We start from the raw sequence: 14,387 nt of genomic DNA, 5'->3' as shown, positions 1-14,387 counted from the left end.
CACAAATGGAGGTTATCGTTTCCATGACAGATATTATCATACAATCCAAATGTATAGCACCAAATCCATCCAATCATTGTATTAATCGAGCGTCACTAATGAGAACATTAAAAAAAAGTCATCAGCATACATGCACACTTATTCATAGTGGGGCAGGGTATGGCAAGACGACCACCCTCACTCAATTTCTTTACCACGAATCTCGACGTTTTTCCTGGTACAGTGTTTCTGATGAAGATGATACGATTTTACCCTTTTTAACGCACCTTTTTTTCAGTGTACAACGAATTGTGCCTAATTTTGGTCAGACATTTGATACATGGGACCAATTATCTCGCTTTCCGAAAATGGAGGAGCTCAATCGCTGGTATAAGCTGTTTGTCAATTGCTTATGTAACATCGATGAGACGCTCCTAATTGTTATAGATGACTATCATCTCGTCGATCATGTATTTCACATAAATTATTTAATGGAGAAAATCATTGAGTTTGCGCCGCCAACTGTTCATTTCATTATCGCCTCTAGAACATTACCTAATTGGGATATCACGAGGAAATTAAAGCTACAAAAAAGATTACTAGTTATTACAGAGAAGGAGCTAGCATTTTCAAACGAGGAGATTGCTGTATTTTTTGAAGATTATGTCGATGTGCATTTATCAAGCTCTGAAGTCGCAAAAATTTTGGAAATAACAGAAGGTTGGGCTATTAGCATATCTTTACTAGCAGAGCAATGGCATCATGCTCCTTTAGATCATTGGCTAACCATCCCGACAAATGATCTCTTCCGCTATTTGTCGGAAGAAGTTTATAGTACGATGACATCCACTGAGCAAGAAATTATCTTAAAATTGGCGATTTTTCCAAACTTTTCAGCAAAATTATTAGAGGATTTTTATGGCTCTGAACTTGCACAAATGTTGAATCCATTCACGCAACGCCATGTTTTTATTCAGCCCGCCACAACAGATGGCATATATCGATTCCATGCGTTGTTTAGTCGTTTTTTAGAAATAAAATGGCAACAGTATCCGCAGCAATATAATGACCTTCATCAACAAGCAGCGTTGTTTTATGCGAATCAACATAATGTTCAAGCTGCCCTTTATCATGCCTTTAAAACGAATGATCCCAATTTTTGCGGAGAGCTCTTACAGCTCCATGCAGAGTCATTAATTCGAGCTGGTCAATTTGAATGGTTATTAGAAAAAATCAATCGCTTTACCGTACAAGAAAAAACAAAGTTTTATAAATTATATTATTTTGAGGGAGAATGCCATCGCTACCGTGCTTTTTATGAAAAAGCTAAGCAATCCTATGAGAAATGTGCAACCATTGCACAGCGGCAGCTGGATGATGTTTATGTGACAAAAGCACAAGCAGGATTAGCCCATATCTATTTAGACACGATTCAACCAGCATTGGCAGAACCTCATTTAGAAAAAGCTTTAGAGCTCGCCAAATATACCCCCTTACCGAAGACGGAATTAGTAGAGCTCCAGCGTCAATACGCTGAAAATTTAGTGAATTTAGGAAAGGCAAAGGGGGCACAATTATTTATCGAAGATGTGGCTTTACCAGAGGATGTTGTACAACGAGCCAATGTCGATGTACGTGTCTTACTGCGCACAGGGCAGTTGCAAGAGGCAAAAGAATTATTAGGAAAACGGCTTGAATTACCACCTCAGCTCGTCGCAACTCATCGTGAAAGTGAACTGTTAGCAGCTTTTGTCTATACATTGTTAGGGGAAGGAAAGGATGCTTGGTATGCGGCCCAGCATGGTATTCAAAGAGGTTTACGTGAAAAGTCTGTCTTCATTGAGGCCGTTGGCTATATTCGAAAAGCTCATGCATTGTTATTAATGGAGTACCCCGATTATCAAGGGGCCTGTCACGCCTATGAAAAAGCATTGACATTAATGAATACGATCAACATCTCACGGGTTAAGGCAGAACCATATATGGGACTGGCCATCGTCAAACATATGCTAGGGGATATGGAAGCTGCTAAGAAATATTTAGCGCTTGGCTTACAGGAAACGGAACAGGTCCAGGATGCTTGGATGACGGCGCTAATTCTCATAGCAGAGGTGAAAATCATTATTTCCCAGCATGAAACGGCACAGGCGAAGGAGTTGTTAATAAAAGCCCAGCAACTGTTCCAAGAATGTGGTGATCATAATGGGCTGATGCATGTTTTATTTTATCAATCCGTGATTGCCTTTCAAGAGAAGTCAATCGAACAATTTCAATCTTCATTTCAACAGTTCGCCCAATTGTGCATGACAAATGGCTATTATTATTTTCTACAAAAGAAAATGATACTTGGTCCAAGCAATCAAATGATTTTTTATGAGCTATTGCAATACAGTCAACAATGCGGTAGTGAAGAGCATGCAGCCATCGTTGGGTTGCGACAATTTTTACAGGCGGAAGATAGTATGAGCTACTCGCATGACGAAATTCAGCTCCATCTTTTTGGGAGTGTAAGCCTAATAAGGGGACAACGAAAGCTTGAAGATAAAGAGTGGCAGCGTGATAAGGCAAAGGAGTTATTCGTGTATTTGTATTGTCATCGGCATCGCTTTACACCGAAGGAAGAAATTGCTCAAGCATTATGGCCTGAACGGAGCGTTGAGTCCTTGGATCGAGATTTTAAAGTGGTTTTGAATACCTTACTAAAAGTACTGGAACCACAAAGACATGCCAGACAGGATAGCCTTTTTATTCAGCGAAAAAATAATATGTATCAGTTACAGCATATCTCTTTTCTTCAAATTGACGTAGAACGCTTTCATTATTACTTCCATTTAGGCATGGAGGAATTTGATCCAGAGCTATCCAATGAATGGCTACAAATAGCTCTCGCGAGTTATACGGACGTATTATACGCAGAAAAAAAACAACTAGACTGGCTGACACAGGATCGCGAAAAACTACAGTATTTATATATTGAGGTACTTGAACGCCTCGCCCAAAATGCTACAAGACAGCAACAGTATAAAAAGACTATTAGCTACGCAGAGAGGATGCTTCGAGAGGACCCGTTATGGGAGGAAGGGTATCGTCTGCTTATGTATAGTCATTACCAACTTCAAAACCGTTCACTAGCCTTGAAATGGTATGAAAAATGCGTCCAACAATTACAGCAGGAATTGAACACTCCCCCAATGGAATCAACAATGGCTGTTTATGATTTGATTATGGGGTAGAGAATGTTTATTCATTGTTGGGGACTAATGATTCAAACGAGAAAGAGAACTTTATTTTAGACCATATATTCGGAGGTACAACAATGCCATTTTGTCAGACTAGTAAAGCAAATATTTACTTTGAAATAATCGGAACAGGAATACCTATTATTATGCTACACGGTTTTACGCCTGATCATCGGTTAATGAAGGGCTGTATGGAGCCGATTTTTTTAGAGCAAGAGGGATGGAAACGTATCTATTTTGACCTTCCTGGGATGGGAAAGACTACGAACTATTCATCGATACAGAACTCAGATGAAATGTTAGAAGTGGTCAATGAATTTATTCAAGCGCTGATTCCCGATGAATCCTATTTGCTGGTGGGTGAATCTTATGGAGGCTATTTAGCGCGTGGTATTATGCGAAAGTCAGCGGAGCGGCTTTTAGGGGCTGCCTTTATTTGTCCTCTTATTATTCCAGAAAAGGAGCAACGTACAGTGCCAGAACATTGTATTGTGACATCAGATCATGCCTTTTTAGCAACATTAAGCCAGCAGGAGCTAGAAGATTTCAAGTCGAATCAAGTTGTTCTGGATGCTTATAATTGGAAGCGATATACAGCAGAGGTTCTAGTAGGATGTAGTATAGCAGATCATGCATTTTTAGAAAAAATTCAGCAAAGTTACGGCTTCTCTTTTGCTGTGGATGAACAGTCCTTTGCTAAACCATCCCTTTTCCTATTAGGCAAACAAGATTCCGTTGTTGGCTATGAGGATGCCTTTACGATTTTAAAAAAATTCCCTAGAGCAACCTTCGCAATAGTAGATAGTGCTGGTCATAATTTGCAAATTGAACAACCTGAATTGTTTACTAATTTAATGAGTGAATGGTTGAATCGAGTAGAGGCGGAACAAGGGGAGGATAATCAAAATGATTAAAAATAATGACTTAATACTAGCAAGTGACAGGGTCATTTTACGAGAATTCATGGAACATGACTGGGCAGATGTTCATCAATATGCCTCACAAGAAATTGTCTGTCAATATCAAATATGGGGGCCGAATACAGATGAGGATTCTAAAGAGTTTATTCATGAAGTACTGGAAGAAGCAAAGCTGACGCCAAGAGAAAGATTTGTGTTTGCCATTATTTTTCAAGGAAAGCTAATAGGTGCGGTAGAGATTATGATGAGGGATTTTACAAACAAGGTCGGAGAAATTGGGTATATCGTAAACCCCGATTACTGGGGGAAAGGTATAGCTACGGAAAGTGCTAAGTTAGTCATAACTTTCGGTTTTGAAACATTAAACCTCCACCGCATCTATGCAACATGCGACCCAAGAAATATTGGATCATCCAAAGTGTTAGAAAAAATAGGAATGACAAAAGAAGGGATACTGCGCGAAAATTTGTTAATGAAGGATGGTGTTTGGCGAGATTCATTATTGTATAGTTTATTAAAACAGGAATGGTCAACAAATGGCTAGTAAACTATCGATCGGCCCACCAACGCACCTCAAGTTTTTGGAAAATAGTAGCGAAGTTGTTGTGGCTTGATGAACAATTCAATCAAATAGTTGGATTTATAACAGCCATTAGTGATGGAGTTCTATCTGCCTATATACCATTTCTTGAAGTGTTTCCTGCCTATAAAAGTAAAGGTAATAGCAAGGAATTAAACAATGGTATGCTCATTAGAAATGACGGTATGCTGTCGGGAGTATCGAATGAATAGCTCCTAAATATAAAAGACAAAAATGTTGTACTTTCAATGTTTTTGTCGTCTTTTTTTATCTGATTGAATTTAGAACGTGGCGCTCGTTCGTGCACCTCAGTTCTCAAAACATTAATTTCAACATTTTTCTATATAAGACTGTTTCTACTTTTGAAAGGTCTTTTGCATGAATAAAGTAGTCATTATAAAAAGTAATCTTTGGAAGGCTCTCTCTGGAATACTTTCGATTAAATGATGGGTGGCAAAAGTGATATATCATTTGCTTGTAATTGAACGGCAAAGCGTGTGAAATTTTACTAATCGTAAAATTTCACACGCTTTTTAATTTAGAGGTGAGTTTTGACCTGCCTTTACGCTATGCTTCACTTTTGGGACAGAAAAAGGCTCTTCACTTTTCGTGCAGATAAAACCCGGTTTGTCCCTGCCGTTACGTTTCACTTCACAATCGGGACAGAAAAATACTCTGCACTTTTCGTGCAGATAAACCTGTTTTGTCCCTGCCGTTGCGTTTCACTTCACTTTCGGGACAGAAAAATGATCCGGCCCTCTTGCCGGATCATTTTTTGTAACTAATTTGTAACTGGTCTTTTATATAGTGAGGTCATAGCAACGAAAGCGCTTTCTTGGGAGAGAATTTTGAAGGGGGATATGGGATGAGGAAGCATTGGTATTGGTTTCTTTTAGTGATGGTAGCTGTGCTGTTAGTGGCTTGTAGCGAAAAAGATACGAAGGAAGAGGCTGCAGATGCAGAGACTTCTGATGGTGAGACGAAGGCTGTTACGGCCGAGGGGGGAACAATTAGGATTGGGGTGCTTGCTTCGTTAACAGGGGCACTTGAGTCTTATGGGAAACAAACGCAGCGTGGATTTGATTTAGGGATAGAGTATGCCACTGGCGGTACGATGGAGGTCAATGGAAAAAAAATTGAGATTATTTATGAGGATACAGAGACGAAGCCTGAGGTGGCTGTACAAAAGGCCACAAAGTTATTAGAGGATGATCAGGTTGATTTTCTAGTAGGTTCGTCAAGCTCTGGTGATACGCTGGCTGTCCTTCCACTAGCAGAGGAATATGAAAAAATTATGGTCGTGGAGCCTGCGGTAGCAGATAGTATTACAGGATCAGAATTTAATGAATATATTTTCCGTACAGGACGTAATTCATCACAGGATGCGTATGCTGCGGCGGCAGCTATTGCGGGAGAAGGTGTGAAGATTGCAACGTTTGCGCCAGATTATTCATTTGGCTGGGACGGTGTGAATGCATTTAAGACAGCTGCAGAGAAGTTGGGAGCAGAGATTGTGCTAGAGGAGTATGCAGATCCAGCCGCAACAGACTTTACGTCGAATCTGCAAAAGGTGATGGATGCCAAGCCGGATTATTTATTTGTCGTATGGGCAGGGGCAAATTCTCCTTGGAATCAAATTGCTGATCTTAAAATTCAAGAAAAAGGCATTAAAATTTCTACGGGTGCGCCTGATATTATTGCGCTTCAATTTATGAATCCATTAGTTGGTATGGAAGGCTTCTCCGTGTATTATCATACGTTACCTCAAAATGATGTGAATAAATGGTTAGTGGAGGAGCATCAAAAACGTTTTAATGAGGTACCGGATTTATTTACACCTGGAGGTATGTCCGCAGCCATTTCGATTGTAGAGGCATTAAAGAAATCGGATGGGGATGCCGATGCCAATAAGCTAATTGATGTGATGGAAGGCATGTCATTTGAGACACCAAAAGGTACGATGACCTTCCGTGAAGAGGATCACCAAGCCCTTCAATCTATGTATTCCATTCGATTAGAAAAACAAGAAGGTGTGGATTACCCAGTACCAGTCCTTATTCGTGAGCTGAGTCCTGAGGAAACAGCTCCACCTGTTATGAATTAGCATATGGGAGGCAGAAATTCTGTCTCTCTACATAACTAGTAGAAGGGAAGGGAGTAGAGATGGAGCCTATATTACACACTGATAATTTAACAATCCGTTTTGGAGGGCATACAGCGGTGGATGGTGTCAATTTTCAAATGCCTGAAATGCATCTGAAGTCCATTATTGGACCGAATGGTGCAGGTAAAACAACGTTCTTTAATTTAATTAGTGGTGAATTAAAGCCAACTGCGGGTGATGTTTATTTTAAGGGGCAATCATTGGCACAAAAGTCGGCCATAGAAAGAACACGTATGGGTTTAGGTCGATCCTTTCAAATTACGAATGTTTTTCCAAACTTAACGGTTTTAGAAAATGTTCGTTTAGCTGTGCAGTCTAAGGAGAAAATCCGTTATCAGCTATTTCGACACTATAAAAGCTATAAGGCGATCACTGAAAAAGCGGAAGAGCTATTAGCACTTGTGTTACTAGATAATAAACGCGATGCCCTTACAACGATGCTCTCACATGGGGAGAAAAGGAAGCTTGAGATTGCGATGCTACTCGCGTTAGATACGGAAATTCTGTTACTGGATGAACCAACTGCTGGCATGTCTTTAGAGGAAGTACCAACCATTTTAGAAGTGATTCGCACAATAAAACAGCAAGGAAATAAAACCATTTTGCTTATTGAACACAAAATGGATATGATTTTAGATTTATCGGATTCGATAATGGTGTTGTTTAATGGTCAATTATTAGCAGACGGAACACCTGAGGAAATCATGAATAATGACACCGTACAACATGCATATTTGGGGGGAATGTACGATGAACACCTTACTGACACTAAATGAGGTTCATACGCATATCGGCCAATATCACATCTTACAGGGCGTAAATTTTGAAGCGAAGGAGGGGCAGGTGACAGTATTGCTAGGTCGGAATGGTGCAGGTAAAACGACTACGCTGAAAACGATTATGGGCTTAACACCTGCCACAAAGGGAGAAATCGCCTTTCGCTCCCACTCTATTAAAAAAAGCCCTACTTACAAGGTGGCCAAATTAGGGATAGGCTATGTTCCAGAAAATCAAGGGATTTTTGCTGATTTATCGGTAGAGGAGAATATGAAGGTAGCAATGCGAAAGGAGGATACAGCTTCGTTAGAGCGACAGCGATATGTGCTTGAGCTTTTTCCCGACCTAAAGAAGTTTTGGAAGAAGGCTGGCGGCCATTTATCGGGGGGCCAAAAGCAAATGCTGTCAATGGCAAGAGCTTTTATCAATGATAGCCCGTTAATTTTGATTGATGAACCATCGAAAGGGCTAGCTCCAATAGTCGTTGAAAAGGTGATGGAAGCCATTGTGGAAATGAAAAAGAAAACGTCCATTGTGCTTGTGGAACAAAACTTTATGATGGCTAGCCGAATCGGTGATACTTATACATTAATTGATGATGGCAGAACTGTACATTCAGGCAATATGCAGGAACTTATTGATAATGAAGAACTAAAACGCAAGTATTTAGGAATTGGATAAAGGGGGTGACCATCATTGGAGCTGTTCGTCAATTTAATTATTAATGGATTGGCAACAGGCATGCTGATATTTTTACTAGCGGCAGGCTTGACATTAATTTTCGGCTTAATGGATGTGTTAAATTTCGCGCATGGTGGGTTATTCGTTTGGGGGGCTTATGCCGGAATCTTCACCTATATGTATACGGAAAGTTTCATTATAGGGATTATTGGTGCCATTTTAACGGGGGCATTACTAGGATTTATCACAGAGAAATTAATTATCACACCTGTTTACGGCAATCATATTCAGCAAATCTTAATAACGTTAGGATTGATGCTTGTTTTGCAGGAGCTAATTAAAGTAGTCTTTGGCCCGAATGGTGTTGCCGTGAAAACACCAAGTTACTTAGCTGGTAGCTGGGAAATTGAAGACGTTATTATCATCAAATATCGTTTATTTATTATTGTTATTGGATTTGTTATTTTTGGGATTTTCCAATATATGCTGAAGCGCACGAAGATTGGTTTAATTGTTCGGGCAGGCGTTCAAGACAAGGAAATGGCTCAGGCTCTTGGTATTCATATTAAACGCGTGTTTTTATATGTATTCATGATTGGTGCGGCACTTGCAGCACTAAGTGGCATGTTGATGGCTCCCTATTCAGGCGTAATCTATGCAGAAATGGGTATGGAATACGCTATTTTAGGCTTTATTGTGGTAGTCATTGGTGGAATGGGCAGTTTTTCCGGCTCGTTGCTGGCGGCTATTTTAGTAGGACTTGCAGGTAGCTTTATGGCTTATTATGTGCCTGTGCTATCACTAGCAGTCAATATGATATTAATGGCGATTGTATTAATCTTCCGCCCTCAAGGACTGTTTGCGTTGCGAAAGGAGCGAACATCATGAAGCCAAAAATTGCCTTACGCCATATCGCATTTTGCCTCTTATTCGCGATATTTCTCATTCTTCCTTTCGTCAATGATTCAAGGACATTACTTATTTTATTAACGCAAATTTTCATTTTTGGAATACTAGCAATGAGCTATGATATTTTACTAGGCTATACAGGAATCGTGTCGTTTGGGCATGCCATGTTTTTTGGTATTGGTGCCTATACAACAGCGGTTATGCTCAAGCAGATGGAAAATACTATGGTTATTTTTGTCCTGTCCATCGTGATTGGCATGCTGTTAGCAGGACTCGTTAGCTTCTTAGTAGGACTACTGACACTTCGTTTGAAAAGTCATTTCTTTGCTATGCTGACATTAGCCTTTTCAGGATTATTTCTAGTACTAGCTGAAAAATGGCGCACGATTACTTTTGGCAATGATGGCTTTACATTTCGGGCACCAGATATGTTTAGAGATCGTATGACGTTCTATTTTTTTGTACTCGGGAGCCTAGTTTTAATCTTTTTAGCCCTTTATCGCTTCGTTAATTCTCCGACAGGGCGAATTTTAATTGCTGTTCGTGAAAATGAACAACGGACGAAATCATTAGGCTTTAACACCTTGCATTACAAAGTCATTGCTTCAGTTGTGGCAGGCATTGTTGCGAGCTTCGCAGGTTCTTTATATGCCGTATCCTTACGCTTCGTTAATACAAGTGTAATGACAATGGATATTACACTCGATGCTTTATTAATGACGATTATAGGAGGAGTCGGCACTTTAGTGGGACCATTATTAGGCGCAGCAGTCATTGAATATGCTCAGCACACATTATCTGGATTGGGACGGGATTATCCTATTTTTGAACGTTGGATTATTTTCTTTGGCATTCTTTATATTTTAGCGGTGATCTTTTTCCCGAAGGGCATTATTGGTACACTTCGCTTGCTCATATGGAAATGGCGAGGAAAAGTAAAGAACCGAAAAACACAGGTTGCCCTACCGCAGGAAAAGGAGCGATTTGAATGACAATAGGGATTGTCAGTACAGGTATTTATCTTCCACATAACAGAATGTCATCGAGTGAAATTGCGGATCTTTCCAATATTCCAGAGGATATTATCCGTCAAAAAATGGGCATTCATGAAAAACCGATTCCTGGAGAGCATGATCATACTGTGCAAATGGGGATATGGGCAGCACAGGATGCCCTTAAAAAAGCACATATAGAGCCGAAAGATATTGATGTTGTTATTTATATGGGAGAGGAGCATAAGGAATATCCTCTATGGACAGCCTCCATCAAAATGCAGGAAGAGATTGGTGCAGTCAATGCATGGGCATTTGATGTGCAATTACGTTGTGGCACGACGATTATGGCGCTGAAGGTCGCCAAAAGCTTAATGGCCTCCGACGACACGATCAACACAATTCTCATCGCCGGTGGTTATCGCAATGTTGATTTTATCAATTATAGTAATCCACGAACACGCTTTATGTACAATTTGGCTGCTGGTGGAGGCGCTATGCTGTTACAAAAAAACTATCCAAAAAATCAGCTTTTAGAGGCAGATATCATGACAGATGGCACCTTTTCTGAGGATGTTGTCGTTCCTGTTGGTGGCACCAAAACCCCATTAACACCCTTTCATTTAACAGAACATTTATATCAGTTGGATGTTCTAGATCCGATTGGCATGAAAGAACGGTTAGAACAGAAATCTTTAAGTAACTTTTTGAAGGTCATTCGTAGCTCTTTATCGAAAAGTGGATATAGTGAAGAGCAATTAAATTATTTAGCGATGCTGCATATGAAAAGGTCCGCGCATGATTATATTTTAACGGAGCTTGGTCTACAGCCCGAGCAATCTATTTATTTACAAGACTATGGGCATATTGGTCAGATTGATCAAATATTGTCCTTACAGCTTGCCTTAGAACAAAATCGAATACAAGCTGGCGATATTGTTACATTGGTTAGTGCAGGCATTGGCTATGTTTGGGGGGCTATTACAATACGCTGGGGATAAGGGGGAAATAGAATGTTAAAAACGGTTCAGTTAGCAAATGGGGAAACGATGGCCTATCTAAAACGTTCGGGTGGAGGGCATCCTTTAGTGTTGGTTCATGGGAATATGACCTCCTCTAAGCATTGGGACTTACTAATAGATGCCTTAGATGACAAATTTACGATTTATGCCATTGATTTACGTGGTTTTGGTGGTTCTTCTTACCATCAGCCTATATCGTCTATCAGAGATTTTAGTGAGGATGTCAAGTTATTTGTGGATGCTTTGCAATTACAAACCTTTGATATGATTGGTTGGTCAACAGGTGGAGCAATCTGTCTACAGTTTGCCGCCAATTATCCAGGCTATTGTCAGCGACTGATTTTACTAGCATCTGCTTCCACACGGGGCTATCCATTTTACACGGATTTAGGAACGGGCAATCCTGCCTCATTTAAGAGAGCGTATAGCTATGAGGAGGTACTTGTGGATACATCGAAAACGAAGCTTGTACAGGGCTTCTATCATACGAAAAATAGAGAAGGCTTACAGTCTCTGTGGAATTCTTTAATTTATACCCATCACCAGCCGAGCAAGGAAAAGTATGAAGAATATGTTGAGGATATGCTGACACAGCGAAATTTAGCGGAAGTTTATCATGCACTGAATACTTTTAATATAAGTGTAGTGGATCATGAGGTGGCTAAAGGGTCGCACGAAGCCCTCCTTCTTAATATGCCCATTTTAGTATTAAGAGGAGATCGTGATTTAGTCATTACGGAAGAAATGAATGCAGAATTACTTCAGGATTTGGGCAAGCAGGCTCAATTTGTGAGCTTAAAAGATTGTGGGCACTCGCCATTAGTGGATGATGTCGCACAGCTGACAGCTGAAATTGAAACCTTTTTAGAAATTGGAGGGAGAAATTATGCGCTTAAACAATAAAGTCGCCATTATTACAGGTGCCGCCAATGGTATTGGTTATGCGGCGGCTGAGCGTTTTATCGAAGAAGGGGCAGTTGTTTTTATTGCTGACTATGATAACGATGCGGGGAATGCTGCAGCACAACATTTAGGTGAAAAGGCGACATTTATACAAGTGGATGTAGCGAATCGGGAGAGCGTAAAACAATTAGTGGCAACCGTCATTGAACAGGTAGGATGTATCGATATTCTAGTGAATAATGCAGGGATTACAAGAGACGCTATGCTAACTAAGATGACGGAGGATCAATTTCAACAAGTGTTAGATGTCAACTTGACAGGTGTTTTTCACTGTACACAGGAAGTGATTCCTCATATGGTTGCGGCTGGGAGTGGCAAAATTATTAATACATCCTCTGTAAGTGGTGTTTATGGCAATATTGGTCAAACGAATTATGCAGCCACAAAAGCTGCGATTGTAGGAATGACTAAAACATGGGCAAAGGAATTAGGGCGGAAAGGGATCAATGTCAATGCGGTTGCTCCTGGCTTTACAGAAACCGATATGGTAAAGAAAATGCCTGAAAATATCCTTACTCAAATGCGATCGATCGTCCCATTGCAGCGTTTGGGCACACCTCGCGATATTGCTAATGCTTACTTGTTTTTAGCATCTGATGAAGCCTCCTACGTCCATGGTCATACGCTTCATGTGGATGGCGCCATTATGATGTGACGGGAGGTTTTCTACATGTTTGTTGAGCAAGGATGGATTTTAAAACGAGCTGCATTAACACCTCACCACATCGCATTGATTAATCTTGCTACAGCAGAGCAATGGACGTATCAGCAATTAAGTGAGGAAATCAGCAAATGGTGTCAATTTTTCGAGCGTCAGCAGCTATTGAAGGGAAGTAGAGTCGCAGTTTTTGCCAAAAATCATATCCAACTTTTTGCTGTTCTCTTTGCCTGTGGGCTGCGTGGGCTTATTTATGTGCCGTTAAATTGGCGTTTGAGTAAAGAGGAAATAACCCAAATTTTGGAAGATGCTACCCCTTCAATCCTATTGTATGAAGAGGAGGAAACTTGTCCAGTCGTGTTAGACAAAATGTTTTCGCTTCATAGTATCCAGCAAGAGAAGAAAGGGAGCGTTAATAAGCAACCTATGGAAGTAGATGATCCCTGGCTCATGATTTATACAGGGGGGACAACAGGTCGACCAAAGGGGGTCGTGTTATCCTTTGAGTCAGTCAATTGGAATGCCGTGAATACAATTATTAGCTGGGGTTTGCATGACAAAGATCGTACTTTAAATTATATGCCCATGTTTCATACAGGTGGCTTAAATGCGCTTTGTATCCCCTTACTGATGGCTGGTGGGACAGTTATTATTGGGGATAAATTCGAAGCGGAGGCAGCACTGCGAGCTACCAACCAATATGAAACAACAATCTCACTTTTTGTCCCAACGATGTATCAAGCAATGATTGCCACGAAATATTTTCAGGAAAATCAATTTCCTTCGATGAAAGTATTTTTATCAGGTGGTGCCCCATGTCCTCATCCAATTTACGATGCATTTTATAGGAAGGGGTTATTTTTTAAAGAAGGCTACGGCTTGACGGAGGCAGGACCTAATAACTTTTTCATTGCTCGCGAGGATGCCTATGCCAAAAAAGGAGCTGTTGGAAAAAGCATGCAGTTCATTGAAGCTAAAATCATCAAACCGACTGGACATAATTGTGGACCTCGTGAAGTGGGGGAGCTATTAGTAAGAGGCAAGCATATATTTCGTTTCTATTGGAATAACAAGCAGGAAACAGCCAATATTATGCAAGATGGTTGGTTAAAAACGGGCGATTTAGCTATGATAGATGAGGATGGCGATTTCTTTATTGTTGGACGTAGAAAAGAAATGATCATCTCCGGTGGTGAAAATGTGTATCCTCAGGAAGTCGAACAGTGTATGTCACAGCATCCTGATGTACAAGAGGTTGCCGTAATTGGCGTAGCTGACGACTATTGGGGAGAGGTCGTGACAGCTTTCATTGTCTGTCACAATCAAGTAGCGACCATTTTAGATGAACTCCACGACCTGTGTCATCAACAGCTAGGTCGGTTTAAAATCCCTAAACAAATCCTTTTCTTAGAGGAGTTACCGAAGACAAGCGTCGGTAAAATTGATAAAAAGGCTTTGCATATGCTTGTAGATGCTACGCCATGTGAATAAAAGTGAGGGTTA

The 14,387-nt window shown here is 40.4% G+C and carries 13 protein-coding genes; all 13 read left to right on the top strand.

Going from position 1 to position 14,387, the window contains the following annotated elements:
• Positions 1-23: 23 nt before the first annotated feature.
• The 13 genes from KVT27_RS09365 to KVT27_RS09305 all read left to right on the top strand — a co-directional run bounded on the left by KVT27_RS09365 (position 24) and on the right by KVT27_RS09305 (position 14,375).
• Positions 24-3,212, top strand: a complete 3,189-nt coding sequence (locus KVT27_RS09365) for an AfsR/SARP family transcriptional regulator (RefSeq protein WP_217581183.1) — start codon at positions 24-26, stop codon at positions 3,210-3,212.
• Positions 3,213-3,295: 83 nt separating this feature from the next.
• Positions 3,296-4,132 carry an alpha/beta fold hydrolase gene (locus tag KVT27_RS09360; RefSeq protein WP_036126153.1) on the top strand — a complete coding sequence of 279 codons (837 nt, stop codon included), beginning with the start codon at positions 3,296-3,298 and terminating at the stop codon, positions 4,130-4,132.
• Positions 4,125-4,682 carry a GNAT family N-acetyltransferase gene (locus KVT27_RS09355; RefSeq protein ID WP_036126151.1) on the top strand — a complete coding sequence of 186 codons (558 nt, stop codon included), beginning with the start codon at positions 4,125-4,127 and terminating at the stop codon, positions 4,680-4,682. The genes KVT27_RS09360 and KVT27_RS09355 overlap by 8 nt, the downstream gene beginning before the upstream one ends.
• Positions 4,664-4,930, top strand: a complete 267-nt coding sequence (locus KVT27_RS09350; RefSeq protein WP_483307968.1) for a hypothetical protein — start codon at positions 4,664-4,666, stop codon at positions 4,928-4,930. The genes KVT27_RS09355 and KVT27_RS09350 overlap by 19 nt, the downstream gene beginning before the upstream one ends.
• 653 nt (positions 4,931-5,583) lie before the next feature.
• Positions 5,584-6,822 carry a substrate-binding domain-containing protein gene (locus tag KVT27_RS09345; protein WP_217581182.1) on the top strand — a complete coding sequence of 413 codons (1,239 nt, stop codon included), beginning with the start codon at positions 5,584-5,586 and terminating at the stop codon, positions 6,820-6,822.
• A 59-nt stretch (positions 6,823-6,881) separates the two neighbouring features.
• Complete coding sequence (locus KVT27_RS09340) at positions 6,882-7,658, top strand: ABC transporter ATP-binding protein (protein WP_217581181.1); 777 nt, start codon at positions 6,882-6,884, stop codon at positions 7,656-7,658.
• Positions 7,633-8,340, top strand: a complete 708-nt coding sequence (locus KVT27_RS09335) for an ABC transporter ATP-binding protein (protein WP_036227320.1) — start codon at positions 7,633-7,635, stop codon at positions 8,338-8,340. Before KVT27_RS09340 ends, KVT27_RS09335 begins: the two co-directional genes overlap by 26 nt.
• Before the next feature lie 15 nt (positions 8,341-8,355).
• Positions 8,356-9,228 carry a branched-chain amino acid ABC transporter permease gene (locus KVT27_RS09330; protein WP_217581180.1) on the top strand — a complete coding sequence of 291 codons (873 nt, stop codon included), beginning with the start codon at positions 8,356-8,358 and terminating at the stop codon, positions 9,226-9,228.
• Positions 9,225-10,241, top strand: coding sequence for a branched-chain amino acid ABC transporter permease (locus tag KVT27_RS09325; RefSeq protein ID WP_150907372.1), 1,017 nt, complete (start codon positions 9,225-9,227; stop codon positions 10,239-10,241). Before KVT27_RS09330 ends, KVT27_RS09325 begins: the two co-directional genes overlap by 4 nt.
• On the top strand, positions 10,238-11,242 hold the full coding sequence (locus KVT27_RS09320; protein WP_036148549.1) for a 3-oxoacyl-ACP synthase: 1,005 nt from the start codon (positions 10,238-10,240) through the stop codon (positions 11,240-11,242). The genes KVT27_RS09325 and KVT27_RS09320 overlap by 4 nt, the downstream gene beginning before the upstream one ends.
• A gap of 12 nt (positions 11,243-11,254) precedes the next feature.
• Positions 11,255-12,166 (top strand): intracellular short-chain-length polyhydroxyalkanoate depolymerase, encoded by a 912-nt coding sequence (gene phaZ / locus KVT27_RS09315; protein ID WP_217581179.1) that lies wholly within the window; start codon positions 11,255-11,257, stop codon positions 12,164-12,166.
• Complete coding sequence (gene fabG / locus KVT27_RS09310; protein WP_036148545.1) at positions 12,150-12,881, top strand: 3-oxoacyl-ACP reductase FabG; 732 nt, start codon at positions 12,150-12,152, stop codon at positions 12,879-12,881. The genes phaZ and fabG overlap by 17 nt, the downstream gene beginning before the upstream one ends.
• Before the next feature lie 15 nt (positions 12,882-12,896).
• Positions 12,897-14,375, top strand: coding sequence for a class I adenylate-forming enzyme family protein (locus tag KVT27_RS09305; protein WP_217581178.1), 1,479 nt, complete (start codon positions 12,897-12,899; stop codon positions 14,373-14,375).
• Positions 14,376-14,387: the final 12 nt, after the last annotated feature.

This window comes from Lysinibacillus sp. GbtcB16, assembly GCF_019091145.1.
Lineage (GTDB): Bacteria > Bacillota > Bacilli > Bacillales_A > Planococcaceae > Lysinibacillus > Lysinibacillus fusiformis.
The sequence above is the reverse complement of the archived record's forward strand: the minus strand, read 5'-3'. Positions and strand labels throughout refer to the sequence as shown.